Below are 23,177 nucleotides of genomic sequence, written 5' to 3' on the forward strand. Positions count from 1 at the left end.
CCTCCAACGATCGACTCCACCTGAACAGTACCGTTGTCCGTTCATCGCGGAACACCCGGAAAAGGAGACAGCCGACGTGCCGCTTCCTGGTCCCGACACCCGAGTGGTCGAACTACGCGTGCCGGGCCTTTCCGGCACCAGCGGCGAAGAGCTGCTGGACGCGGCCGGCACGGTGGAAGTCGCCGGGGACGGTGTCGGCCGGGTGATCCGCCCGTCGGACCGGCTGCGGCGCCCGGCGCCCGGTCCGGTGCTGCAGGCGCTCGGCCGCTCGGTCCCCCGCACGCTCGAGGGCTACCTGTGGAGCGGGATGACCTCCGGGGGCGCCACCAAAGCGGCGTGGGCGCTGCTGTTCCCGTTCTCGCTGGCCAACGTGGCGCACTGGATGCTGCCGCCGGTGCCGGACGGCAGCCGCGCGGCGGCCGTGCTCGGCGGGCTGTGCCGGGGCGTGCTGCGGATCGCCGCACTGCTGCTCACGATGCTGCTCGTCGCGCAGGTCGCGGTCGTCACGCTGGACCTGTTCACCGCGCAGTGCCTGGCGCCCGGCCGCCGCTGCCTGACGTGGCTGCCGGAATGGCTGCGCGACGTCGAGCAGATCCGCCTGACCACGGGGCTGCTGCCTGCCGCACTGGTGGTCCTCGTGTTGTTCCGGGTGTCCGGCACGAACTGGACCGTCCAGGCGCACACCCCGCCGCCGCCAGGGGACACGCTGCCCGGTGACGCGCTGCGCGGCGACACCGACTCGCCCGTGCTGCGCTGCGTGCACACCCTCGCGGCGCTGAGCACCATCGCGCTGCTCGCCGTCGGCGGGCCGCTGCACGTGCCCGGCGACGTCTTCGGGCGGCTGCTGTGGGCCGCCTCGCTGGTGCTCGCCGGGGTCGCGCTCGTCACGTCGGCGTCCGGGGTGCGGGACCTGCCGCGGTGGGCGCGCGGCGGGCTGCTGTGGGTGGCGGTGGCGCTCCTGGTCGCGGTCGGGGTGCGCGGCGCCGTGCCCACCGGATCGGACGCCACCGTGGAAGGCGTCGGCGCGGCACTGCTCGGCGCGTGGCTGGTGTTCGCGTTGCTGCTGGTCCCGGCGGCCCTGCTGGCGCGACGGACCTGGCGCGAGCTGCCGAAGCGGCTGCGGCCGTGGGCCGGTGGCTGGGCGGCCGCGCCGGCGCTGGCGCTCGCGGCGCTGCTCGGCGGCGGGTTCGGCGCGGGGCTGGCGACCGGGCTGCGGCGGCTGGCCGGCGCGAGCGACCTGCGGCTGCCAGACAGCTACCGGCTGGTGACCGCGCTGTGGGGCGGCGGTCTGGTGCTGGCGATCGTGCTGGGCGTGCTCGGGTTCGCGGTAGCCGTTCCCCTGCGGCGGCGGTCGCGCGGGATTCCCGGAGTCGTGCGGATGCTGCAATCTCCGGCGGACCAGCAGGCCGCGGCTGCCGCGTGGGCCCGGTCGGCCTGGGAACGGCGGCACCTGCACCACCTCGCGCTGGGCGTGATCGCGGGTCTGTCGCTCGGTGCGGCCGCGCTGCTGGTCGCCTGGTACGGCTTCGGCACGTTCCCCGGCTGGCTCGACCCGCTGTCCGCGGCCGGGGTGTTCGGGCTGGGCGTGCTGGCCGTCGGGTTGCTGCGGGTGGTCTACACCGCCGCGACGAAGCCAGGACGCAACCGTCACCTGGGCGCGCTGGCCGACCTCGTGTGCTTCTGGCCGCGAGCGGCGCACCCGGCGATCCCGCCGTGCTACGCGCTGAAGGTGGTGCCCGACCTCGCGGCCCGCGCGAAGGAACACCTGGCCGAGCCGAACACGCGCGTCGTACTGGGCGGGGAGAAGCTGGGCAGCGTGCTGGCGGTGATCGCGGCCGCGCGGCTCGTGCACACGGTGTCGCCGGCGGACCGGGAACGGGTGGGCCTGCTCAGCGCCGGGTCACCGCTGCAGTGGGGGTACCAGCGGGCGTTCCCAGCGGTGCTGCCGCACGCCGCGCTCGCCACGCTGTACGGATCGCTGGACGGGCGGTGGCGCGGGCTGGCGCGTGGCACGGACATCTTCGGCGGCGGCGTGACCACCTGGCGGCACCAGGTCGACGGCGACAAGCTGACCGGCGAGGGCTACCTGCCGGGCGGAGGCTGGGGCGCGCTGCCGCCGGCCGCGGCGGGCGCGACCGGCGCGCTCGTCCTGGGCGGGGACCACTGGCTGCCCGATCCGGTCCACCCACCGTCCGGCGCCCGGCGCTGGGCGGCCGGGGTGCTCGGGCACGCGGACTACCTGGTGGACCCGGAATGGGACCAGGCGGTGGCCATCGCGGCAGGCCTGGAGACACCGGGCAAACCGGCCCGCGGGGAGGCCGAGCAGGTTCCCCTGTTCCCCGACCTCCCCCGATTCCACCTGAACATGGCTCGCTGAGCGCACACGAAAAGGCCCCCTCGGCGAGGGGGCCTTTTCGTGTCTCAAGGCTTCGTCGGGTCGGCACCTTCCACCGGCACAGGCGATTCGGTCGCGCCGCGTTTGCCGAGCAGCGAGTGGCGTCGGCTGTAGGCGAAGTAGATGACCACGCCGAGCACCATCCAGGCCAGGAACCTCAGCCAGGTCAGCACCGTCAGGTTCAGCATCAGCCACAGGCACGCCAGGATCGCGAGGATCGGCACCACCGGCACCCACGGCACCCGGAACGCCCGCGGCAGGTCCGGCCGCGTCCGGCGCAGCACCAGCACACCCGCCGACACCAGCACGAACGCGAACAGCGTGCCGACGTTGACCATCTCCTCCAGCTTGTCCGCCGGGAAGAACGTGGCCGCCACCGCGACCAGCAGGCCGACCAGCATGGTCGCGCGCGCCGGGGTGCCCCGCTCGCTCGTGCGGGCCAGCGAGCGCGGCAGCAGACCGTCGCGCGACATCGCGTACAGCACCCGGACCTGGCCGAGCATCAGCACCATCACCACGGTGGTCAGGCCGGCCAGCGCGCCGACCGAGATGACGTTCGCCGCCCAGTTGACGCCGTTCGCGGCGAACGCGGTCGCCAGGGTCTTGTGGCTGCCGTCGCCCGCGTCGGTGGCCAGGTCGGTGTAGGGCACCATGCCGACGACCACGAGCGACACCGCCACGTACAGCACGGTGACGATCGCCAGCGAGCCGAAGATGCCGCGCGGCACCGAGCGCTGCGGGTTCTTCGTCTCCTCCGCCGTGGTGGCCACGATGTCGAACCCGATGAACGCGAAGAACACCAGCGAGGCGCCTGCCAGCAGACCGAACAGGCCGAACGAGCTGCTCGCCCCGCCCGCGATGACCGAGAACAGCGACTGGTCGACGCCCGACTCACCGCTGGACGCAGGCGCACCCGGCGGGATGTAGGGCGAGTAGTTGGCGCCCTTGACGTAGAACAGGCCGAGCACGATCACGAACAGCACGATGCCGACCTTGATCGCGGTGATCACCATGGACACCCGGGACGACAGCTTGGTGCCGATCGTCAGCACCAGGGCCAGCGCGAGCACCAGGATCAACGCGCCCCAGTCGACGATGACGCCGCCGATGTCGAATGTCGTCTTCGCGCCGTCGCCGAAGATGTAGCCCAGCACCGTCTCCAGGTACACGGACCAGCCCTTGGACACCGCGGCCGCGCCGACGGCGAGCTCCAGAACCAGGTCCCAGCCGATGATCCAGGCCATGAACTCGCCGAACGTCGCGTACGAGAACGTGTACGCGCTCCCGGCGACCGGCACCGTCGAGGCGAACTCGGCATAGCACAGCGCGGCGAGACCACACGCGATCGCGGCGAACACGAACGCCAGCGACACCGACGGTCCGGCGTAGTCGCCCGCCGTGCGCGCGGTCAGCGTGAAGATACCGGCGCCGATCACGACCGCGACCCCGAACACCGTCAGGTCCCACGCGGACAGGTTGCGCCGCAACCTGGTGTCCGGCTCGTCGGTGTCCTTAATGGACTGCTCGATCGACTTCGTGCGCCACAGCCCGTTACCTGGCAAGGGTGTCTCCTCCCGGTGTCCTGGGTCTCAGGTCCGGTTGGTCACCCTAACGCGAACGGGTGAGGCGAGCGAATCGGAGGTCAGACGAGCTGACGGTCCAGGTCCGGCTCCAGGTAGATCAGCCGCGCGGACGGCACCCGCTCGCGCACCCTGGCCTCGGCCGCGTCGATCTCGCCAGCCACTTCGGACAGCTCCAGGCGCGGGGCGAGAGCGAGCTTCGCGGCGACCAGCAGCTCGTCCGGGCCTAGGTACTGGGTGCGGATGTGGATCACGCGGTCGACGCGGCCGCCGGTCAGGGCCGCGCAGATGCTGTCCAGCTCGCGGTCGGTGGCGCCCTCGCCGATCAGCAGGCTCTTCATCTCGACGATCAGGATGATCGCGATGATGCCGAGCAGGACACCGATCATCACGGTGCCGATGCCGTCCCACACCGGCTCGCCGGTCACCTCGGACAGCCCGACGCCGATCAACGCGAAGACCAGGCCGAGCAGCGCGCCGGTGTCCTCCAGCAGCACGACCGGCAACTCCGGCGTGCGCGACTGGCGGATGAACTGCCACCACGTCGCATCGCCCTTGATCTTGCGCGACTCCCCGATGGCCGTGACGAACGAGTAGGTCTCCAGGCCGATCGCCACGACCAGGATGCCGACCGCGACCAGCGGGCTGGTCAACGGCTCCGGGTGCTCGATCTTGTGGATGCCCTCGTAGAGCGCGAACACCGAGCCGAGGGTGAACAGCATCAGCGCGACCACGAACGACCAGAAGTACCGCTCCCGGCCGAAGCCGAACGGGTGTTCCCGGGTGGCCCGCCGCCGCGCCTGGCGCTGGCCGAGCAGGAGGAGGCCCTGGTTGGACGTGTCGGCGACCGAGTGCACCGACTCGGCGAGCATGGACGACGACCCCGTGATCAGGAACCCGGCGAACTTCGCCACCGCGATCCCGGCGTTCGCGGTGAGTGCCGCGAGGATCGCCTTGGTTCCGCCACTTGCCGACACGCTGACCCCCTGCTGAGTGCTACCCGTTTGTCGGGGATGAGCCTAGAGCTTCCCGCCTCAGCGCAGCAGTGGGAGTCCGCCGACCAGTTTGTCGATCTTGTTCCGCGGCCCCACCAGGCTCACGGCGTAGTACTCGAAGGCCTCCTCGTCGGTACCCGCCATCGCCTCGGTGTACTCCGCGTAGGAACGGCTGGCCTGCGCGTGCTTGGACATGTCGGCGACGAAGATCCCCTCGCGGTTGGCGGCCTTCGTGCGGATCTGCAGCAGCTTCGCCGCGTCGGCGGCCAGGATCGAGCAGCCGGTCCACGGCAGCCCCGCGTGCGTGCGGGCGGAGGCGTCCTCGACCTGGGGGCCGACCAGCGCGGGCAGGACCTTGCCGACCGCGGCGCCGAGGCACGAGGTGGCGTTCGCGACGAGACCCGGCCCGATGGACGGGTCGGCGATGATCACCCACTTGACCGTCGCGGTGCGGGTGGTGGCGTCGAGCTGGACTTCAACCTGATGATCTGTGGTCACGAGCGCACAAGCTAGGCAAAGATGTGCGAGTCAGCCAGCAAGTCCGAACTTAATTCGACGGGAGGCCCGTTTTGGCCCGCTTGGACGAACTTGATCAGGCGTTGCTGCGGGAACTGCAGCGCGACGGACGGCGCACCAACCGCGAGCTGGCCGCCGCGACCGGGGTTTCGCCATCCACGTCGCTGGAGCGCGTCCGGGCCCTGCGGGAACGCGGCGTGATCCGCGGCTACAACGTCGACCTCGACCTGGCCGAGATCGGCCGCCCGGTGCAGGCGCTGATCGCCGTCCGGGTGCGCCCGCCGTCCCGGCCGGTCATCGATGCCTTCCGGGAATGGGTGACCCTGCTGCCCGAGACGCTGGGCGTGTTCGTGGTCTCCGGCGGCGAGGACTTCCTCGTGCACGTGGCGGTGCCGGACAACGACGCCCTGTACGCGTTCGTCATCGACCGCCTCACGCAGCGCAAGGAAGTGGCCGACGTGCGGACGAGCGTGGTCTACGAGCACATCCGCAGCCGTGTGATCGACCCGGCCTAGCGGTCGCGGAGCAGAGCCACCCCGTCGCCGTCGAGCTCGTCGCAGTACGCCGTGCGACCGGTCATCGCCATGATCAGCGCCAGGGTGGTTCCGGTGACCAGCGGACCGGAGCCGGTCGCGAACGGGCCGTCGGTGGCCGCCAGCCACAGCCATCGACGCGGCCCCGCACGAGTACGATGAGGTCGCGCGGCAGTCAGCCTCGTCCGTGGTGATGCGGGCGAGCACTAGCACACGGTCAGCCCGCGCACGGCGACGGTGTGGCCCGCTGCCGGCCGGACAGGGCGGTGAGGTGAACCGCTAGTGCGTCCGTCCGGCGTGCACAACCGGCCAGAAGTGCGCGGCCAGCGGACCTTCCGGTCCGGTCGGAATCGGTCCTGCCAGTAGGACCGTTCCGGTGCGCCGGGATCATCGCTACAGGCAGCCCGAGGTGGCGCGGAACAACTGCGTCCGGCCGCTCTCCGCGGGGTGCACGGCGACCGCCGGGTCCGAAGCCGGCACCCACACCGACTGCCCGCGGCGCAGCTCGATCTCCTGGCCGCTCTCCGCCTTGATCCGCACCGAACCCTGCGTGCACAGCAGGATCTGCGGCTTACCGTTGTCGACGCGCAGCGAACCGGTCTCCCCGGCGTCCCACTCGCACCGGGACAGCTCGAACTCCGGCGCGTCGGTCGTGTACACCTCGCCGCACGCGGACGGCTCGCCACGCAGGATCGGCATGTCCGCGCACGTGAAGTCGACGACGCGGAGCAGCTCGGGCACGTCCACGTGCTTCGGCGTGAGCCCGCAGCGCAGGATGTTGTCCGAGTTCGCCAGGATCTCCACGGCCGTGCCGTGCAGGTACAGGTGCAGGTTCCCGGCAGGCAGGTAGATCGCCTCGCCCGCGCTCAGCGTCAGCCGGTTCAGCAGCAGCGCGGCCAGCACACCGGCGTCCCGCGGGTGCGCCTCGCCCAGTTCGAGGATCGTGCGGCACTCGACGTCGAACTCGCCGTGGTCCTTCACGTGCAGCACGCACGCGTCGAGCACCTCGGGCAGCAGCTCGTCCAGCACCGGCTGCGGCAGCGTGATCCACGTGGTGAACAACGCGCGCAGGCCGTCGGAATCCGGCTGGGCCGCCAGCAGCTCGGTGTACTTCGCCAGACCGGGGGTCTCGATGGCGCGCAGCAGCTCGACCGTCCGCTCCGGCTTGCGGAAGCCCGCCAGCGCGTGGAACTCGGTCAGCGCGCACACCAGTTCGGGCTTCGCGGTCGGGTCCGGGTAGTTCCGGTTCGGCGCGTCCCGCGGGATGCCGGCGGCCTCCTCACGGGCGTAGCCCTCGGCCGACTGCTCGGCCGACGGGTGCGCCTGCATCGACAGCGGCTCCTCGACGGCGAGGATCTTCAGCAGGAACGGCAGCCGGTTGCCCCAGTGCTCGGCGCACTCGCGGCCCAGCTGGCCGAGCGGGTCGGCCTCGACGAGTTCCAGCAGGCTGCGCTCGTCGCCATCCGGACCGACGATGCGCGACGGGTCGCCGGGGTGGGCGCCCATCCACAGCTCCGCCTCCGGGTGCGGCGCGGGCACCTCGCGTCCCAGCAGCTCGGGGATGGTCGTCCGGGACCCCCAGGCGTAGGGCCGCACCGCATTGCGCAGCAGCTCCACTGTCTTCTCAACTCCTTGGCTCTTCCAACCCCTCGCCCGATTCCCGCGGGATCGGGCCCGAAACCGGCGTCAGGCGGACGCGGGCTCGTAGTGCCCGCCACCACCCGTGGTGGCGGTCGCCAGCCCGAGGTAGACCGCGGCCAGCTCGAACCGTAGCGCGAGCACCCCGGCGCGCACGGGCTCGTCACCGACGATCTCGTCCGCTGGGGCGACCACTCCGGCCCCGGGAAGCGTATGCGAAGCGTCGTGGCGCGCCGCGTCGGCCGCTGGGCCGCTGTGCACCGCGAGCAGCAGCACCCGGTAGTTCGGCAGGTCGGTGTCGAAATCGGGGTCGGCGAAGATGTCCCGCTCGCCGGAGCTGCTCGCCGCGGCCTGACGCAGAGCGCGACGGGTCATCGCCTGCCGGTAGTCGGCGATATCGGCGACTACCCCGGCGAACGAGCCCAGCGCGTAGCCGGCGTGCTGGGCGACCGCGACCGCGATCGGGTCCAGCCCCCACAGCAGCGGGATCCGGTCGGCGAGCCGCAAGGCGAGCGCCTTGGCGGGGTTGGCGAAGGAGTCGCGGCCGAGGTGGCCGCGCTCGGCCTCGGAGTCGAGCTGGTCGGCCAGCAACTGCACGTCGGCGACCAGCAGGCCGAGTGCGTTCGCGGTGAGCAGCCCGGCGGCGAGGCCGCGGGCGAAGGTCAGCTCGGGCGGCACCGGGACCCGCGGGACGAGCTGGACGCCCTTGCCCGCCAGCGACGCCGCGACCGGGCCCTCGTTCGGCGCGGACAGCACCACCGTCGCCCCGTACCGCGCGGCCCGCTCCACGCCGGCAGCCAGCTCGCGGTCGAACGGGTCGTCGGTGTGCGCGAAGACGACGTCGAGCGCCCCGATCCACGGCGGCACCGCCTCGCTGACCACGACCGGCGCCGGGCAGGCCGGCGCCAGCAGCGCGTACAGCAGACGCGCGACGCTCCGGCTCACCCCGGGACGGACGATGAGCACGAGCGCCCGCGGACGGCCGAGGTCGAGCCGGTCGGCCAGCTCGGCGTCCGCGGCGACCTCGGCGGTGGAGCGCACCTGGGCACCGGCCATCGCCGCCGCCCTCAACAGTCCCGCGGTGTCGGCCTCCGCCAGGCGCGCGGGGTCGTCCAGGAGGGTGTCGTCAAGCACCGTCGGCACGGGACTCATCCGGAATCGTGGCCTCGTCGAGCAACAGCACCGGGATGCCGTCCCGGACCGGGTACTCGCGACCACAGGAGGTGCACGTCAACGCGTCGGCCTCCGGGTCGCTCGCCGTTCCGGGGCGGAGCGGCGCGTGGTCGTCGGACGGGCACGCCAGGATCTCCAGCAACTGGGCATCGAGCGCGACTGCCATGGAACCTCCCTAGCTGCGAACGATCGCAAGGACTTCGTCGGTCAGCGCCCGGACCGCGTCCTCGTCGGCGGCCTCGACGTTGAGCCGCAGCAGCGGCTCGGTGTTGGACGGGCGCAGATTGAACCACGCCTTGCCCGGCAGCTTCACCGTCAGGCCGTCCATCTCGTCGATCTCGACGCCGGGACGGCTCGCGAACGCGTCCTTGACCGCGAGCTGCTTGGCGACCTGGTCGTCGACCGTCGAGTTGATCTCGCCGGACGCCGCGTAACGCGAGTACGCGGCGGTCAGCTCGGACAGCGGCCGGTCCTGCTCGCCGAGCGCGGCCAGCACGTGCAGCGCGGCCAGCATGCCGGTGTCGGCGCGCCAGAAGTCGCGGAAGTAGTAGTGCGCGGAGTGCTCGCCACCGAAGATCGCGCCGGTGGCGGCCATCTCCTGCTTGATGAACGAGTGCCCGACCCTGGTGCGCACCGGCGTGCCGCCGTGCTCGGCGACGATCTCCGGCACGGCCTGCGAGGTGATCAGGTTGTGGATGATCGTGCCGCCCGGGTCCTTGGCCAACTCGCGCACGGCGACCAGCGCGGTGATCGCGCTCGGCGACACCGGGTCGCCGTTCTCGTCGACCACGAAGCAGCGGTCGGCGTCGCCGTCGAAGGCCAGGCCCGCGTCGGCGCCGACCTCGCGGACCTTGGCCTGCAGGTCGACCAGGTTCTTCGGGTCGAGCGGGTTGGCCTCGTGGTTGGGGAAGGTGCCGTCGAGCTCGAAGTACATCGGCACGATCTCGATCGGCAGCCCCTCGAACACGGTCGGGACCGTGTGGCCGCCCATGCCGTTGCCCGCGTCGACGGCGATCTTCAGCGGGCGGCTGGCGGACAGGTCGACCAGCTTGCGCAGGTACGCCGCGTAGTCGCGGAGGACGTCCCGCTCGGTCACGCTTCCGGGCTGGCCCGCGAACTCCGGCACGCCCTGCTCGACGGTGTCGCGGATCTCGGCGAGCCCGGACTCCTGCCCCACCGGGGCGGCGCCCGCGCGGCAGAGCTTGATGCCGTTGTACTTGGCCGGGTTGTGGCTCGCGGTGAACATCGCGCCGGGCATGTTGAGCGACCCGGAGGCGAAGTAGAGCTGGTCGGTGCTGCACAGGCCGATCGACACGACGTCCACGCCCTGCGAGGTGACACCCTCGGCGAACGCGGCGGCCAGGCCGGGCGACGACTCGCGCATGTCGTGGCCGATCACCACCGACGGCGACTCCGGCTTGATCAGCAACGCGAAGGCGGCGCCGAAGTCCCGTACGAGGCCGGCGTCCAGCTGCTCGCCGACGACGCCCCGGATGTCGTAGGCCTTGACGATGGCCGACAGGTCTGACACGCGCTCTCCCCGAGAGTTGTCCATGGGCTGCGGATACCCGAGAGCCTACCGGGGGAACGCCGGGCGGATGTGGCGTGACCTACGAGATCGGGTCGGGCAGCACCCGCAGGTGGCCGCGGCGGCCGGAGGGGCCCTCCGGTTCCGGCGGCGGGGCGGGCTTGTCGGACCGGCCAGCCTCCCGGACAGCCTCGGCGAGCGCCGTGAGCTCGTCGTCGGACCGGTCCGGGGCGGCGAACTCGCCCTCGTGCCGGACGACCTCCCACCCCCGGGGCGCGGTCAGGCGGAGCGCGTGCGCCTCGCACAGGTCGTAGGAATGCGGCTCGGACGTCGTCGCGAGGGGACCGACCACCGCGGTCGAATCGCTGTAGGCGTAGGTAAGCGTGGCGACGGCCGGGTTCAGGCACCCCGTTCGCGAACACTTTCGTACGCTCGACACGATCAGGGACGATAGCGCTTCCCCCTGACAAGTGCGCGCAGGCGCACCGGTGCAGGCCACCGACCGAGGCCAACGCGTAACCTTCCGGATGTGTCTATGGCTCGAAGTTCCCGGCATCGGCGGCGTGTCCGCCGGGACCGGCATGGCCGCGGGCTGCGCGGGCCGCTGTACCCGGCGACCCTGCCGGCCGCGGCCAGCCGCGCGGAGAAGTTCGACCAGCTCGTGCTCGACGCGCTTGAGCCGATCGAGGCCAGGTGGCGGGACCAGCTGACCAAGCTCGACGTGGCGGTCGACGACGTGCCGGAGATCCGCGGCGCCGGGGGCCCGGTGGACGACGGGGTGCTCCACGACGGGGCGGTGCCGCTGTCCCGCCTGGTCCCGGCGGGGGTCGACCGCACCGGCCTGCCGACGCGCGCGCGGATCGTGCTGTACCGGCGGCCGCTGGAGGCGCGGGCCAAGGACCCCGGCGAACTGGCCGAACTCGTGCACGACGTGCTGGTCGAGCAGGTGGCGGGCTACCTGGGCGTCGAACCGGACATCATCGAGGGCGGCGAGTAGTTCCCCCGGCGGTGCCCGGAGCGAGTGGTTTCCGGGCGGCTGGTTCTCCGATGGCGGTGGCACCGGCCGGCTCGTGGGCGCAGCAGCTGCGCCGACCTGCCGGATTGCTCAGGAGTGCGCCGGCTCCGAGGTCGGCTCCAGCGGGCGCGGCTCGCGCAGCCGGGTCGGCACCGCGGTCAGCAGGGTGAACAGCGCGGCCGCGATCTGGACCAGCAGCAGCACGTCCCGCAGGGTCGATGGGTGCTCGAGCGTCACCTCGGCCTGGGTGGTCGGCACCGCGACCGCCACCTGGTGCCCCCACGCCGGCACGATCGGCACCGGCTTGCCGTCCACCCGTGCCCGCCACCCGTCCTCGTGCTCGGCGGCCAGCACCAGCAGCCGCCCCGGCACGCCCTCCGACACCCGCACCCGCACGTCCGGCAGCTGCGCGTCCACCGGCGTCACCCCGAGCGTGCTGGTCGGCGCCTGCGAGGTCACCGCCTGACGCGCCACCCCGGGCGGGATCAGCACGACCTGCCCGCCCGGCTCCAGCAGCCGCAGCACCGGCCGCCCGTCGGACGTCGGCGCGACCGACGACGCCAGGTCGCCGGCCATCGTCACGATCGGGCGCGGATCGGCGCCCGCCGGGAGCACCACGAACAACGCCCCCGACGCCGCGGCGCCGGACAGGGCGGCCCTGGTCCGGCCCGGCTCGGGGTCGGTCAGCGCGTCCTGCCACCCGGCCAGCCGGGCGGGCGTCGCCGCGCTCACCGCCAGCTGCTCGTCCCCGAACCGCGGCATCCGGCCGCCCGTCTGCAGCGCGGGCGCGTCCCCGGCGTCCAGCAGCAGCACCGACCGGCCGGTTCGGGCGAGCTCGTCGGCCTGGTCCTGCGCCAGCGCCGGCCCGCCGCCGGAGTGCAGCGGCCCGCCGCTGCCCGCCACGACGACCCCGACGGCCAGCGCCACCAGCAGCACCGCGCCACCAGCGAGAAAGGGCTTTCCGACCGGGCCACGGCACGCCGACAGCACGACCCACAACAGCCCAGCCCCGATGACCAGCAGCGGCACCCCGGCGAAGCCCGGTGACACCGGCCCGCCCTGCAGCGGCGCCACTTCCACCAGCCGCACGACCAGCAGTCCGGCGACGCCGAGCACCACCACGGCGAGCCCGGCCCCGGCGGCCCGGCTGGGGCGCACCGCGAACGCGATCACGGCCGCCAGCAGCAACGCGAGCCCGGCAGGCCACGCCCCGGCACCGCCCGGGTCCAGCCCGGCCAGGTCGACCGCGGTCACCGGATCGCCCGGCCCGCTCAGTCCGTGCAGCACCAGCGCCGGGTGGTTGACCAGCACGGTCGGCCACGGCATGAGCAACGCCAACGGCACCAGCACGACGATGACCACCGACGCGGCGCGCTTGAGCGGCGGCGCCGGCGAGGGCAGCACGACGAACCCGACGACCAGCCCGGCCAGCGCGAGCAGATGCGCCAGCGGCGAGAACGCGCCGAGCAACGCCAGGCCGAGCGCGCACAGCGACGACGAGTGCAGCCACCGCTGCCCCGGATCGGCGAGCACGCCCGCGATGCCGGCGATCACCGGCGGCAGCAGGATGTGGGCGGCCACGACGTCGAGCCGGCCCTGCGACACCGCCGCGGTCGCGGCGGGCAGCAGTCCGTAGGCGGCGGCGATCACCGCCCGCACCCACGGCTGCACCGGCAACCGCCGCGTCGCGAAGAACGCCGACACCCCGGCGAGCGGAGCGTCGGCGATCATCAGCAACGACACGAACCCGTGCGGCGTGAACACCGCACCGAAGGTGCCGAGCACGGCCAGCGCGGCAGGCGCGGCGCTCGCGGTGCCGCCGTCCACGGCATGCCAGCCCGCGAGGTAAGCCGACCAGACCTCGCTCAGCGAACCGGCTTCGAGGAGCCGTCCGCCCGCGAGGTCGAACCCCAGTCGTCCCGCGTTCACCGACAGCCCCAGCGCGGCGAGCACCACGAAAACGCCCACCACCGGGGCGATCCTGGCCACCTTCGAGGTCCTGTCCGGGACGTTCACGTTGTCGGGCAAGGCTTCTCCAGTGGGCGGCGGCGATCGGTGAGGATCTTTGCCGCGCCAGCCTAGCTGAGCCGACCGTGACTCCACGCACCCGCACGAGCACGCGGAGACCTGTCACCTCGTTGTGAAGCAGGCGTTAAATTCCCTTACACAGCCCGCTTTTTGAGCTTCCGACGCTCCCGTTCGGACAGACCACCCCAGATGCCGAAGCGCTCGTCGTGGGCCAGCGCATACTCCAGGCATTCGCCCTTCACTTCGCAGCCCTGGCAAATCCGCTTCGCCTCACGGGTCGAGCCGCCCTTCTCCGGGAAGAACGCCTCTGGATCGGTCTGCGCGCACAGTGCGCGGTCCTGCCACTCGGGGGGCTCGTCGTTGTCGAAGAGGTCGACGAGCTCGCCCAGCTCCACTTCCGGGCCTTCTCGCCACTCCACGACGTTCCCCCAATCCCTTCCGTCGGATTCCAACCGCACGTCCGCCTCCTCTGCTTCCACGCACTCCCCAGGCTGGCGGTCTTGCATCGCCGTCACCGTCGCCCCCTTGCAGCAACGAATAACAGCACTGTGATTACACCCGTGTAATGAGGCTAGGTCAAGCGGAGTAGCGAGGTTGGGGGATGCTTCTGCCCCGTCGCGCAAGCGGACACGCCGAACATCAACTCGCCAGGATGCGACAGACTGGACCCCGTGCAACGATCCGCGGTCCGACCAAGTCCTGTCTTCTTCGGCATTCTCGCACTCACCGTAGTGGGTGGCCTACTGGCCGCGTTCGGTGACGCGAGCACACTGCTCACTTCCGACCAAGACCCGATGGTGGTAGCCGGCGTCTTCATCCTGGTGATCGCCGGCTGGGTGCTCTCACTCACGCTGCACGAGTTCGGGCACGCCTTCGTCGCCTTCAAGGGCGGCGACTACGAGGTGGCCTCGAAGGGCTACCTGTCGATGGACGTCCGGCACTACACCGATCCGGTGCTGTCGATCGTGCTGCCGCTCGTCTTCCTGCTCATCGGCGGCATCCCGCTGCCCGGTGGCGCGGTGTGGATCAACCGCTGGGCGCTGCGCACCCGCGGGGTCGCGTCCTGGGTGTCGCTCGCCGGCCCGCTGTCCAACCTGCTGATCGGCATCGTGCTGACCGTGGTCGTGATGCTGGTGCCGATGCCGGCCGGCCTGCTGGTGGGCCTGTCGTTCCTGGCGCTGCTGCAGATCGCGACGTTCGTGCTGAACATCCTGCCGGTGCCCGGGCTCGACGGCTACGGCGCGATCGAGCCGTACCTGTCACCGGACGCGCGCGAGTTCGGCGCGAAGGCGCGGCCGTGGGCGCCACTGGTCCTGTTCGCCCTGCTGTTCGCGGTTCCCGCGGTGGGCGACGCGTTCTGGGACCTGGTCTCGTTCATCTACGGAGCGATCGGCGGCGACGACATCGCGGCGGCGGTCGGCCAGTACACCTTCCTGTTCTGGCGCCACTGAGGTTCAGGCCGCGCGGGCGAGCCACTCGTCCGCGCGGCGCACGACCCGCTTCAGCCCGCTGCGCTCGCCGAGGTAGTCGCCGACCATGCCGACCACCGGCAGCATCCCGACGGCCCGGTGGTAGAACCGGCCGTGCGGCCGCTTGTCCAGCTCGTCGGTGATGGCCAGGAGCGAGCGGCCCATGCGCCACAGCGTCTTACCGGCCGACTTCAGCGTGATGCGGCGCGGTCGCTGCTCCACCTGGGAGAACTCGCCGGCCAGCTTGGCGGTCTCGGCGTCCTCGTCGGCGACGTCGAAGTCCTCGTTCTTGCCCGCGGCGAGCGCCGGGTCGATGTCGCGCTGGAAGAGCACCCAGGCGACCAGCCGGACCTTCTCGCCGACGTCGCGGATGCCGTACTCCTCCGCGATGGCGGTCAGCAGCAGGGCCTGCGTGGCCGTGCCGAGCGCGTCCTGGACCGGCAGCCGGTCGGCGAGCGCGCCGCCGAGCCCGGGGATCGAGGTGACCAGCGACGTCAGCCTGCCGAGGCGGTTGACCCACCAGTCGATGTGGCCGTCGCGGTCGGTCGCCTCCCACGCGGCCGAACCGGGCACCCGCACCGAAGCCAGGCCCTCCAGGCGGCCCGGCGTGCGCAACGCGAGCAGCACCGGGCCGGACGCGCGCACGACCGGGCGCAGCACGCCGACGACCTGACGATCGGAAATCGCTTCACCCACGGCTGGCAGCACCCTTCTTCGGCGGTTCGGCGAGCGCGCCACCGAGGCTCATGGCCGCCGGCAGCGCCCCGCCGGCGATGAGCAGCAACGCTCGCCAGTCCCGCAGCAGCACGAGATCCCCGCCGGGCCCGAACAGCCCGACGATCACTATCACCAGTACCCACGCGACGAGCGGCGCAAACGCCGCGCGCCGCGCCACCAGCCGTCCGGCCAGCCGCACGAGCAGCGGGGTGGTGAGCGCCGCGACGAGCACCATCACCGGGAACGGGATGGTCCCGCCGACGTACAGCGGCAGGAAGAACAGCTCGAGCACGGCCAGCAGCGCCGCGTCGAGCACCAGCAGCACCAGCAGCAGCCTGGACACCTACAGCCCTCCGAACAGGTCGCGCTCCGCGCCCTCCGCCGGGCCGCGCACGAGTACATAGTGCTCGACCTCGTCGATGGGCTGCGCGATGCCGTTGGACAACGCGAACGCCGGCGGCCGCACGCTGATCTGCGTCTCGTGGGCGGCCAGCGCCGCGATCTTGGCGTCGAGGTGGTCGCGCACGTCGATGGCGGTGGTGATCTCCTCGTCCGGGATGACCGGGAGCTCGCCGTCTGCGGGCAGCCGCCACGGCAGGCCGGGCTCCGCACGCAGGCGCGCGACCCCGCGGGCGAGCGCGTCGCGGGAGGCGGCGATGTGGAAGACCCGCCGCACGTAGGGGGCGTCCTCGACGGCGAGCATGGTTACTGCGTGTGCCCGGATGTGGTCCGGGTGCCCATACCCGCCGAAGTCGTTGTAGGTCACCACCACATGGGGCCGCGTCTCGTCGAGAACGGCCCGCAGCTGGGCGGCCTGCTCACGTGGATCTCCTCCGGAAAACGCCCGCGGGTGATCGGCCGACGGCGTGCCTGCCATGCCGGAATCACGCCAGCGCCCGATACCCCCCAGATAACACTGCCGGGTCAACCCGAGCGCCCGGACGGCGGATGCCAGTTCCCCCGCTCGGTAGCCCCCGAGCTGGTCCCCCGCCCACGCCCCGAGCTGGTCGAGCCGCTTCGGGATGATCTCCCCCTCCTCACCGAGTGTGCAGGTCACGAGGGTCGTCTCAACCCCTTCGGCGGCGTAGCGGGCGATGGTCCCGCCGGTGGTGATGCTCTCGTCGTCCGGGTGGGCGTGGACGAGGAGGAGCCTACGTGCGGAGGTAGCGGTCACGACTTCAGGTTAATTAGAAGATTGTGTGGCGTTCCTGTCACAGGCGTATGACTAGTCCTTTCGTGGGGTCCACAAAGTGGGACGCGTCGGTTATTCTCCCCCGAGCTACGCACCGCGCCGTAGCAGGGGAAATCCAAGAAGGGGTGCCCGTGCACCGAGATCCGGTGGGCAGGACCGGCGGCCACGAACGGCGACTCTCGTCACCCGTTCGAGTTAGGGACCGCGCGTCACTGTTCCATCACAATCTCACGCTGAGTGTCCGTCTCGGCTGTTCCGCTGCCTAAGTTGCACGACTACGGTGAGCAAACTCGATCACCTCGACAGTTCGCCGCCACAGGACGAGGCCGCCTCGCTACCCACGACGGCGTCGAGCAAGGAGTAATGAATGTTAGGGAAGACCAAGTCACGTGCCGCCAGAATCGGCGCGCTCGCCGCGACCGCAGCGCTGGTCCTCGCCGCGTGTGGCGGCGGCGGTGGTGGCAACAGCGGCGTGCAGACCGGACAGGCCTTCGCCGAGTGCGACGCCAACGCCAACGGGTGCAACTCGGCCGCCGCTGACCAGCTGCAGGACGGCGGTGACGTCACCTTCGCGATCGAGAAGAACATCCCGAACTGGAACGTCACGTCCGGTGAGGGCAACGTCTTCGAGACCGGCATGGTGACCAAGGGCATCCTGCCCTACACCTTCTACACGACGCCGGACCTCAAGCCGACGCTGGCGACGGACTTCGTGACCTCGGCCGACATCACCAGCACGAACCCGCAGACGGTGGTCTACAAGATCAACCCGAAGGCCGTGTGGTCCGACGGCACGCCGATCACGGCGGACGACTTCATCTACAACTGGAAGGTCCAGAACGGCAAGGACTGCCCGGACTGCGCCCCCGCCAGCACCTCCGGTTACGACCGGATCGCCTCGGTCGTGGGCTCGGACAACGGCAAGACGGTCACCGTGACCTTCACCAACCCGTTCACCGACTGGAAGGTCCTGTGGAGCTCGACCGGTGCGATGTACCCCGCGCACCTGGCCGCCCAGCACGGTGACCTGAACACCCCGGCCGGCCTGGCCGAGTCGTACAAGTGGTTCGGCGAGACGGTTCCGACCTGGTCCGGCGGCCCGTGGAAGATCGACAACTTCCAGAACAACGTGTCGATCACCATGGTGCCGAACCCCGCGTGGTGGGGCGCCAAGCCGAAGCTGTCGCGCGTGATCTTCCGGATCATCACCGACGCCTCGCAGGAGCCGACGGCCCTGCAGAACAACGAGGTCCAGGTCATCTACCCGCAGCCGCAGGTCGACCTGGTCAACCAGGTGCGCAACATCCCGAACGTGTCCTCCTACATCGGCCTCGGCCTGACCTGGGAGCACTTCGACTTCAACCTGAAGAACCCGGCGCTGGCCAACAAGGCACTGCGTCAGGCGCTGTACACCGCGGTCGACGTCCAGGGCGTCATCGACAAGACCGTCGGCCAGTTCACCGACAAGGTGAAGCCGCTGCAGAACCACAACTTCATGCCGGGCCAGGAGGGCTACAAGGACGTCATCTCGTCCACCGGCCAGGGCACAGGTGACATCAACAAGGCGAAGCAGATCCTCACCGAGGCCGGTTACAAGCTGCAGGGCGACCAGCTGATCGACCCGAGCGGCGCGCCGGTGCCCGCCCTGCGGATGCGCTACACCGTGGGCAACCAGATCCGCCAGAACGAGTGCGAGCTGTTCCAGCAGGCCGCGAGCCAGCTGGGCGTCAAGGTGGACATCATCCCCACCGACGACCTCGGTGACACCACCAGCAACGGCGACTTCGACGTGATCGTGTTCGCGTGGGTCGCCTCGCCGTTCCCGTTCTCCGGTGCGCAGCAGAACTGGACCACCGGTTCGGAGAGCAACTACGGCGAGTACAGCAACACCCAGGTCGACAACCTGATCGCGCAGGCCAACGCCGAGACCGACCAGGCGAAGGCGGCGGAACTGCTCAACCAGGCCGACCAGATCATGGCCGACGACGCGTACGTGCTTCCGCTGTACCAGAAGCCGACCTTCATCGCGTCGTACGACAACATCGCCAACATCCGCAACAACTCGACCCTCGACGGGCCGGTCTACAACATGCAGGAATGGGGCATCCGGAAGGGCTGACCAGCCAAGCCGGAGTACATTACTGAGAAGTAATTCGGTGGGGGAGGCCGGCGACGCCGGTCTCCCCCACCCCCTAACCGCACGAAACCACCACAACTAGACAGGTCGCGCCGCCCGGTTCCGCCGTCACGAGCGGCGTGCTGGTCGAACTTCAGCAGGAAGACCTCCATGCTCGCCTTCGCATTGCGCCGGCTGCTCGTGTCGGTGCCGATCCTCATCTTGTCGACGTTCGTCGTCTTCGTGATGGTGTCGCTGTCGGCCAACCCGCTCAGCAACCTCATCACCCGAAATCCGCCACCGCCCCCGCAGACCATCGCCGCCGAGACCCACCGGCTGCACCTGGACCAGCCGCTGATGGAGCGGTACTGGAACTGGATCACCGGCATCTTCCGCGGCGACTTCGGCCCATCCGTCAACTCGACGATGGACATCGGGTCGGAGGTCATCTCCCGCTTCGGCGTCACGTTCCGCCTGATCTTCCTCGCGATGGTCATCGCGCTGATCCTGGCGATCGTCGTCGGCGCCGTCAGCGCCGTGAAGCAGTACTCCAAGCTGGACTACACGGCCACCTTCTTCGGTTTCCTCTTCCTGTCGATGCCCGCGTTCTGGCTCGCGGTGCTCCTGAAGCAGGCCGGCATCAACATCAACAACACCGTCGGCGACCAGGTCTTCTACACGATCGGCGCGAGTTCGATCTACGTGCAGGGCGGCTTCTGGGCGCACCTCGGCGACGTGCTGGGGCACATGATCCTGCCGACCATCTCGCTGGCGCTGATCTCCTACGCCTCCTGGAGCCGCTTCCAGCGCGGGTCGATGCTCGAGGTGCTCAACAGCGACTACGTGCGGCTCGCCCGCGCCAAGGGCCTGTCCCGCGGCGTCGTGATGCGGCGGCACGCGCTGCGCAACGCCCTCATCCCGCTGACCACCGTCACCGCGCTGGACCTCGCGTCCATCATCTCCGGAGCCGTCGTGACCGAGAAGGTGTTCCAGTGGCAGGGCGCGGGTACCTTCCTGCTGGACGCCATCGCCCAGAGCGACGTGTACGCCGTCGAGGCCTGGCTGCTGATCTCGGCGACCTTCGTCATCCTGTTCAACCTTGTCGCCGACCTGCTGTACGGCGTGCTCGACCCGAGGATCCGCCATGCCTGAGCCTTCGACCACCGAAACCACCGCGACGGCCCAGCTGCAGGACAGCCCCAAGGGCACCGTCGAGCGCGAGTTCACCGTCCAGGAGCGCGGCCAGTTCCAGCTGGTCCTGCGCCGGTTCCTGCAGCACCGGCTCGCCGTGGCGAGCCTGATCCTGCTGATCGTGATCGTGCTGCTGGCCTACGTCGGCGGCTGGCTCTGGAAGTACGGGCCCGAGGACATCACGCCGGACAACTCCGAGGCGCCGTCGCTGGCGCACCCGTTCGGCACCGACGCGGTCGGCAAGGACATGCTGGCCCAGGTGCTCCGCGGCACCCAGATCTCGCTGCAGATCTCCGTGCTGGTCGCGATCTTCTCCACGGTGGTCGGCACGATCTGGGGCGCGGTCGCCGGCTACTACCGCGGGTGGATCGACACGGTCCTGATGCGCATCGCCGACCTGGTGCTAACCCTGCCGCTGCTGGCCGTCGCCGCCGTCCTCGGCCACAACGCGGGTGGCAGCTGGTGGCTGATCGCAGTCGTGATCGCCGGCCTGTACTGGGCCTACGTGTCCCGTGTCGCGCGCGGTGTGGTGCTGTCGCTGCGGGAGAAGGAGTTCATCGAGGCGGCCCGCGCGCTCGGCGCCGGTGACGCGCGGATCATCTTCCGGCACCTGGTGCCCAACGCGCTCGGCTCGGTGATCGTGAACGCGACGATCCTGGTGTCCATCGGCATCCTGCTGGAGACCGCGCTGTCGTTCCTCGGCTTCGGTGTGCGACCGCCGGACACCTCGCTCGGCCTGCTGGTGAGCAGCGCGCAGACGGCGGTCGACACCCGCCCGTGGCTGTTCTACTTCCCGGGCCTGTTCATCATCCTGATCGCGCTGACGATCAACTTCATCGGGGACGGGCTCCGCGACGCGTTCGACCCCCAGCAGACGAAGGTGCGCGCATGACCTCGTTCGACTCCCAGACGACGGCCGACCCCGTCCTCTCGGTGGAGGACCTCACCGTCCAGTTCCCCAGCGACGACGGCCTGGTGCAGGCCGTGCGCGGTGTGAGCTACCAGCTCGGCCGCGGTGAGGTGCTGGGTGTCGTCGGTGAATCCGGCTCCGGCAAGTCGGTGACCTCGCTGGCGATCATGGGCCTGCTGCCCCGCTCGGCGCGCGTCGAGGGCACGATCAACTTCAAGGGCCGCAACCTGCTGGAGCTGTCCGAGAAGCAGATGACGCGCGTCCGCGGCAGCGGCATCGCGATGGTCTTCCAGGACCCGATGACGTCGCTGAACCCGGTCTACCCGGTGGGCGACCAGATCGCCGAGGCCATCACCGCGCACCACGACGTGCGCAAGGACGTGGCCCGCAAGCAGGCCGTGGAGCTGCTGGACCTGGTGCGCATCCCGAACCCGCAGCAGCGGGCCACGGAGTACCCGCACCAGCTCTCCGGCGGTATGCGGCAGCGCGTGGTGATCGCGATCGCGATCGCCAACCGGCCCGAGGTGATCATCGCCGACGAGCCGACGACCGCGCTGGACGTGACCGTGCAGGCGCAGGTGCTGGACGCGCTGCAGGCGGCGAAGCAGGAGACCGGCGCCGCGATGGTGCTGATCACCCACGACCTCGGCGTCATCGCCGGGCAGGCCGACCGGGTGCAGGTCATGTACGCGGGCAAGGTGGTCGAGGCAGGCACGGTCGATGACATCTTCTACACCCCGCGCATGCCCTACACGCTGGGCCTGCTCGGCAGCCTGCCGCGACTGGACATCAAGACCGACCGGCTCACCCCGATCGCGGGCTCGCCGCCCTCGGTGGTCAACATGCCGCCGGGCTGCCCGTTCAGCCCGCGCTGCCCGATGGCGCAGGACATCTGCGACCAGGAGGAGCCGGTGCTCGCGCCGACCACCGACGGTCTGCACAAGGCGGCCTGCCACTTCAGCGACCAGCTGGCCGGCCGCGAAGCCACTGATCTGTTCAACCCCACCTCGGTCGACGACGTCGACGCGGTGGCCGCGGTGACCCCCGGGGAGAAGACCGAATGAGCGAGAGCGCAGCCGGCGTGCTGCCCGAGCAGGACCAGCGGACCCCGGTGCTGTCGGCCCGCGACGTCGTCAAACACTTCCCGGTGCGCAGCGGCGGGCTGATCCGGCGCCAGATCGGCGAGGTCCAGGCCGTGTCCGGGGTGTCGTTCGACATCTACGAGCGGGAGACCCTGGCGCTCGTCGGCGAGTCGGGGTGCGGGAAGTCGACCACCGCGCGGGTGGTGCTGAACCTGCAGCCGGCCACCGCGGGCGAGGTGCGCTTCGAAGGCACCGAGCTGCACAAACTGAACCGCAAGGACATGCAGCGCCTGCGCAGGCAGATGCAGATCGTGTTCCAGGACCCGTACGCCTCGGTCGACCCGCGCATGCCGGTCAACGAGATCATCGCGGAGCCGCTGCGGATCCACAACCTGTACGAAAAGGGCGGCCGGGAGCGGGTGCGCGAGCTGCTCGCCACGGTCGGCCTGCGGCCCGAGCACGGCAACCGGTACCCGCACGAGTTCTCCGGCGGCCAGCGGCAGCGCATCGGCATCGCGCGGGCGCTCGCGCTGCAGCCGAAGCTGCTGGTGCTGGACGAGCCGGTGTCGGCGCTGGACGTGTCCATCCAGGCCGGTGTGCTGAACCTGCTGCAGGACCTGCAGTCGGAGTTCGGGCTGTCGTACCTGTTCGTGTCGCACGACCTGTCCGTGGTCCGGCACATCGCCAACCGCATCGCGGTGATGTACCTGGGCAAGATCGTCGAGACGGCGCCGTCGGAGGAGCTGTTCGAGAACCCGGCGCACCCGTACACGCAGGCGCTGATCTCCGCGATCCCGGTGCCCGACCCGCGCAAGGAACGCTCGCGGGAGCGCATCGTGATCACCGGTGACGTGCCGAGCCCGGCGAACCCGCCGAGCGGCTGCCGGTTCCGCACGCGGTGCCCGAAGTTCGCGAACGAGTTGAGCGATGCGGAGCGTTCGAAGTGCATCGATGAGGAGCCGTCGCTCGTCGATCGAGGGCAGGGTCACCCGGCGGCTTGCCATTATGCGCAGGCGCGGCAGCTGATCTGATCTCTCACGAAGAAGGCCCCCGGTTCCGCCGGGGGCCTTCTTCGTTCCGCCACCGAGTCAGCTTCTGG

At 70.8% G+C, this 23,177-nt stretch carries 22 protein-coding genes; 9 read left to right on the top strand and 13 right to left on the bottom strand.

The window, feature by feature from the left end:
• Nucleotides 1–76: 76 nt before the first annotated feature.
• The gene (locus AMETH_RS29060) at nucleotides 77–2,377 is read left to right on the top strand and encodes a hypothetical protein (RefSeq protein ID WP_051079457.1); all 2,301 of its coding nucleotides are present in this window, start codon (nucleotides 77–79) and stop codon (nucleotides 2,375–2,377) included.
• Nucleotides 2,378–2,421: 44 nt separating this feature from the next.
• Here the strand turns inward: AMETH_RS29060 and AMETH_RS29065 are convergent, their stop codons facing one another.
• From AMETH_RS29065 to AMETH_RS29075, 3 genes are all read right to left on the bottom strand, one after another.
• Nucleotides 2,422–3,957, bottom strand: a complete 1,536-nt coding sequence (locus AMETH_RS29065) for an amino acid permease (protein ID WP_017984729.1) — start codon at nucleotides 3,955–3,957, stop codon at nucleotides 2,422–2,424.
• Between the two features lie 80 nt (nucleotides 3,958–4,037).
• Complete coding sequence (locus tag AMETH_RS29070; protein WP_017984730.1) at nucleotides 4,038–4,952, bottom strand: cation diffusion facilitator family transporter; 915 nt, start codon at nucleotides 4,950–4,952, stop codon at nucleotides 4,038–4,040.
• A 57-nt stretch (nucleotides 4,953–5,009) separates the two neighbouring features.
• Nucleotides 5,010–5,468, bottom strand: coding sequence for a DUF2000 domain-containing protein (locus AMETH_RS29075; protein ID WP_017984731.1), 459 nt, complete (start codon nucleotides 5,466–5,468; stop codon nucleotides 5,010–5,012).
• Nucleotides 5,469–5,548: 80 nt separating this feature from the next.
• Here AMETH_RS29075 and AMETH_RS29080 point away from each other — a divergent pair, with 80 nt between their 5' ends.
• On the top strand, nucleotides 5,549–6,001 hold the full coding sequence (locus AMETH_RS29080; protein WP_017984732.1) for an Lrp/AsnC family transcriptional regulator: 453 nt from the start codon (nucleotides 5,549–5,551) through the stop codon (nucleotides 5,999–6,001).
• Nucleotides 6,002–6,412: 411 nt separating this feature from the next.
• On the opposite strand, the gene manA is transcribed toward AMETH_RS29080, so the two are convergent.
• The 5 genes from manA to AMETH_RS29105 all read right to left on the bottom strand — a co-directional run bounded on the left by manA (nucleotide 6,413) and on the right by AMETH_RS29105 (nucleotide 10,797).
• Entirely contained in the window at nucleotides 6,413–7,636 is a 1,224-nt protein-coding gene (gene manA, locus AMETH_RS29085; protein WP_017984733.1) for a mannose-6-phosphate isomerase, class I, read from the bottom strand.
• A gap of 69 nt (nucleotides 7,637–7,705) precedes the next feature.
• Complete coding sequence (locus AMETH_RS29090) at nucleotides 7,706–8,809, bottom strand: hypothetical protein (protein ID WP_038532485.1); 1,104 nt, start codon at nucleotides 8,807–8,809, stop codon at nucleotides 7,706–7,708.
• Nucleotides 8,784–8,996, bottom strand: a complete 213-nt coding sequence (locus AMETH_RS29095) for a Trm112 family protein (RefSeq protein WP_017984735.1) — start codon at nucleotides 8,994–8,996, stop codon at nucleotides 8,784–8,786. Before AMETH_RS29095 ends, AMETH_RS29090 begins: the two co-directional genes overlap by 26 nt.
• 9 nt (nucleotides 8,997–9,005) lie before the next feature.
• A complete protein-coding gene (locus AMETH_RS29100) occupies nucleotides 9,006–10,361 on the bottom strand; it encodes a phosphomannomutase/phosphoglucomutase (RefSeq protein WP_017984736.1) in 1,356 nt (451 codons plus the stop codon).
• Nucleotides 10,362–10,440: 79 nt separating this feature from the next.
• A complete protein-coding gene (locus AMETH_RS29105; RefSeq protein WP_081617607.1) occupies nucleotides 10,441–10,797 on the bottom strand; it encodes a DUF3499 domain-containing protein in 357 nt (118 codons plus the stop codon).
• A gap of 96 nt (nucleotides 10,798–10,893) precedes the next feature.
• Here AMETH_RS29105 and AMETH_RS29110 point away from each other — a divergent pair, with 96 nt between their 5' ends.
• On the top strand, nucleotides 10,894–11,355 hold the full coding sequence (locus AMETH_RS29110) for a metallopeptidase family protein (protein WP_017984738.1): 462 nt from the start codon (nucleotides 10,894–10,896) through the stop codon (nucleotides 11,353–11,355).
• Between the two features lie 108 nt (nucleotides 11,356–11,463).
• Here AMETH_RS29110 and AMETH_RS29115 read toward each other — a convergent pair whose 3' ends face one another.
• Together AMETH_RS29115 and AMETH_RS29120 are read right to left on the bottom strand one after the other, a co-directional pair.
• Nucleotides 11,464–13,401 carry a hypothetical protein gene (locus AMETH_RS29115; protein ID WP_017984739.1) on the bottom strand — a complete coding sequence of 646 codons (1,938 nt, stop codon included), beginning with the start codon at nucleotides 13,399–13,401 and terminating at the stop codon, nucleotides 11,464–11,466.
• A gap of 134 nt (nucleotides 13,402–13,535) precedes the next feature.
• Nucleotides 13,536–13,859, bottom strand: a complete 324-nt coding sequence (locus tag AMETH_RS29120) for a WhiB family transcriptional regulator (RefSeq protein WP_026153473.1) — start codon at nucleotides 13,857–13,859, stop codon at nucleotides 13,536–13,538.
• 213 nt (nucleotides 13,860–14,072) lie between these two features.
• On the opposite strand from AMETH_RS29120, the gene AMETH_RS29125 reads away from it, so the two are divergent.
• A complete protein-coding gene (locus AMETH_RS29125) occupies nucleotides 14,073–14,852 on the top strand; it encodes a site-2 protease family protein (protein WP_026153474.1) in 780 nt (259 codons plus the stop codon).
• A 3-nt stretch (nucleotides 14,853–14,855) separates the two neighbouring features.
• Here AMETH_RS29125 and AMETH_RS29130 read toward each other — a convergent pair whose 3' ends face one another.
• Genes AMETH_RS29130 through mshB form a run of 3 tightly spaced genes read right to left on the bottom strand, consistent with a single transcriptional unit; the run spans nucleotide 14,856 to nucleotide 16,761 of the window.
• Nucleotides 14,856–15,566: a hypothetical protein gene (locus AMETH_RS29130; protein WP_026153475.1), complete on the bottom strand. Its 711-nt coding sequence runs from the start codon at nucleotides 15,564–15,566 to the stop codon at nucleotides 14,856–14,858.
• Nucleotides 15,559–15,930 carry a hypothetical protein gene (locus tag AMETH_RS29135; RefSeq protein WP_017984743.1) on the bottom strand — a complete coding sequence of 124 codons (372 nt, stop codon included), beginning with the start codon at nucleotides 15,928–15,930 and terminating at the stop codon, nucleotides 15,559–15,561. Before AMETH_RS29135 ends, AMETH_RS29130 begins: the two co-directional genes overlap by 8 nt.
• Nucleotides 15,931–16,761, bottom strand: a complete 831-nt coding sequence (gene mshB, locus AMETH_RS29140) for an N-acetyl-1-D-myo-inositol-2-amino-2-deoxy-alpha-D-glucopyranoside deacetylase (protein WP_017984744.1) — start codon at nucleotides 16,759–16,761, stop codon at nucleotides 15,931–15,933. It lies immediately after the preceding gene.
• A 385-nt stretch (nucleotides 16,762–17,146) separates the two neighbouring features.
• Here mshB and AMETH_RS29145 point away from each other — a divergent pair, with 385 nt between their 5' ends.
• From AMETH_RS29145 to AMETH_RS29165, 5 genes are all read left to right on the top strand, one after another.
• Nucleotides 17,147–18,898, top strand: a complete 1,752-nt coding sequence (locus tag AMETH_RS29145) for an ABC transporter family substrate-binding protein (RefSeq protein WP_017984745.1) — start codon at nucleotides 17,147–17,149, stop codon at nucleotides 18,896–18,898.
• A 168-nt stretch (nucleotides 18,899–19,066) separates the two neighbouring features.
• Nucleotides 19,067–20,047, top strand: a complete 981-nt coding sequence (locus AMETH_RS29150) for an ABC transporter permease (protein ID WP_017984746.1) — start codon at nucleotides 19,067–19,069, stop codon at nucleotides 20,045–20,047.
• The gene (locus AMETH_RS29155; RefSeq protein WP_017984747.1) at nucleotides 20,040–20,978 is read left to right on the top strand and encodes an ABC transporter permease; all 939 of its coding nucleotides are present in this window, start codon (nucleotides 20,040–20,042) and stop codon (nucleotides 20,976–20,978) included. Before AMETH_RS29150 ends, AMETH_RS29155 begins: the two co-directional genes overlap by 8 nt.
• Nucleotides 20,975–22,060: an ABC transporter ATP-binding protein gene (locus AMETH_RS29160; RefSeq protein ID WP_017984748.1), complete on the top strand. Its 1,086-nt coding sequence runs from the start codon at nucleotides 20,975–20,977 to the stop codon at nucleotides 22,058–22,060. Before AMETH_RS29155 ends, AMETH_RS29160 begins: the two co-directional genes overlap by 4 nt.
• The gene (locus AMETH_RS29165) at nucleotides 22,057–23,109 is read left to right on the top strand and encodes an ABC transporter ATP-binding protein (protein WP_017984749.1); all 1,053 of its coding nucleotides are present in this window, start codon (nucleotides 22,057–22,059) and stop codon (nucleotides 23,107–23,109) included. The genes AMETH_RS29160 and AMETH_RS29165 overlap by 4 nt, the downstream gene beginning before the upstream one ends.
• Nucleotides 23,110–23,177 lie beyond the last annotated feature (68 nt).

The sequence above is a fragment of the Amycolatopsis methanolica 239 genome (genome assembly GCF_000739085.1).
Classification (GTDB): Bacteria; Actinomycetota; Actinomycetes; order Mycobacteriales; family Pseudonocardiaceae; genus Amycolatopsis_E; species Amycolatopsis_E methanolica.

Coding starts and splice junctions, on each gene's coding strand:
- AMETH_RS29090 (WP_038532485.1), bottom strand. CDS start 8,809: ATGAGTCCCGTGCCGACGGTGCTTGACGACACCCTCCTGGACGACCCC.
- AMETH_RS29160 (WP_017984748.1), top strand. CDS start 20,975: ATGACCTCGTTCGACTCCCAGACGACGGCCGACCCCGTCCTCTCGGTG.
- AMETH_RS29150 (WP_017984746.1), top strand. CDS start 19,067: ATGCTCGCCTTCGCATTGCGCCGGCTGCTCGTGTCGGTGCCGATCCTC.
- AMETH_RS29165 (WP_017984749.1), top strand. CDS start 22,057: ATGAGCGAGAGCGCAGCCGGCGTGCTGCCCGAGCAGGACCAGCGGACC.
- AMETH_RS29145 (WP_017984745.1), top strand. CDS start 17,147: ATGTTAGGGAAGACCAAGTCACGTGCCGCCAGAATCGGCGCGCTCGCC.
- AMETH_RS29095 (WP_017984735.1), bottom strand. CDS start 8,996: ATGGCAGTCGCGCTCGATGCCCAGTTGCTGGAGATCCTGGCGTGCCCG.
- AMETH_RS29155 (WP_017984747.1), top strand. CDS start 20,040: ATGCCTGAGCCTTCGACCACCGAAACCACCGCGACGGCCCAGCTGCAG.
- AMETH_RS29110 (WP_017984738.1), top strand. CDS start 10,894: ATGGCTCGAAGTTCCCGGCATCGGCGGCGTGTCCGCCGGGACCGGCAT.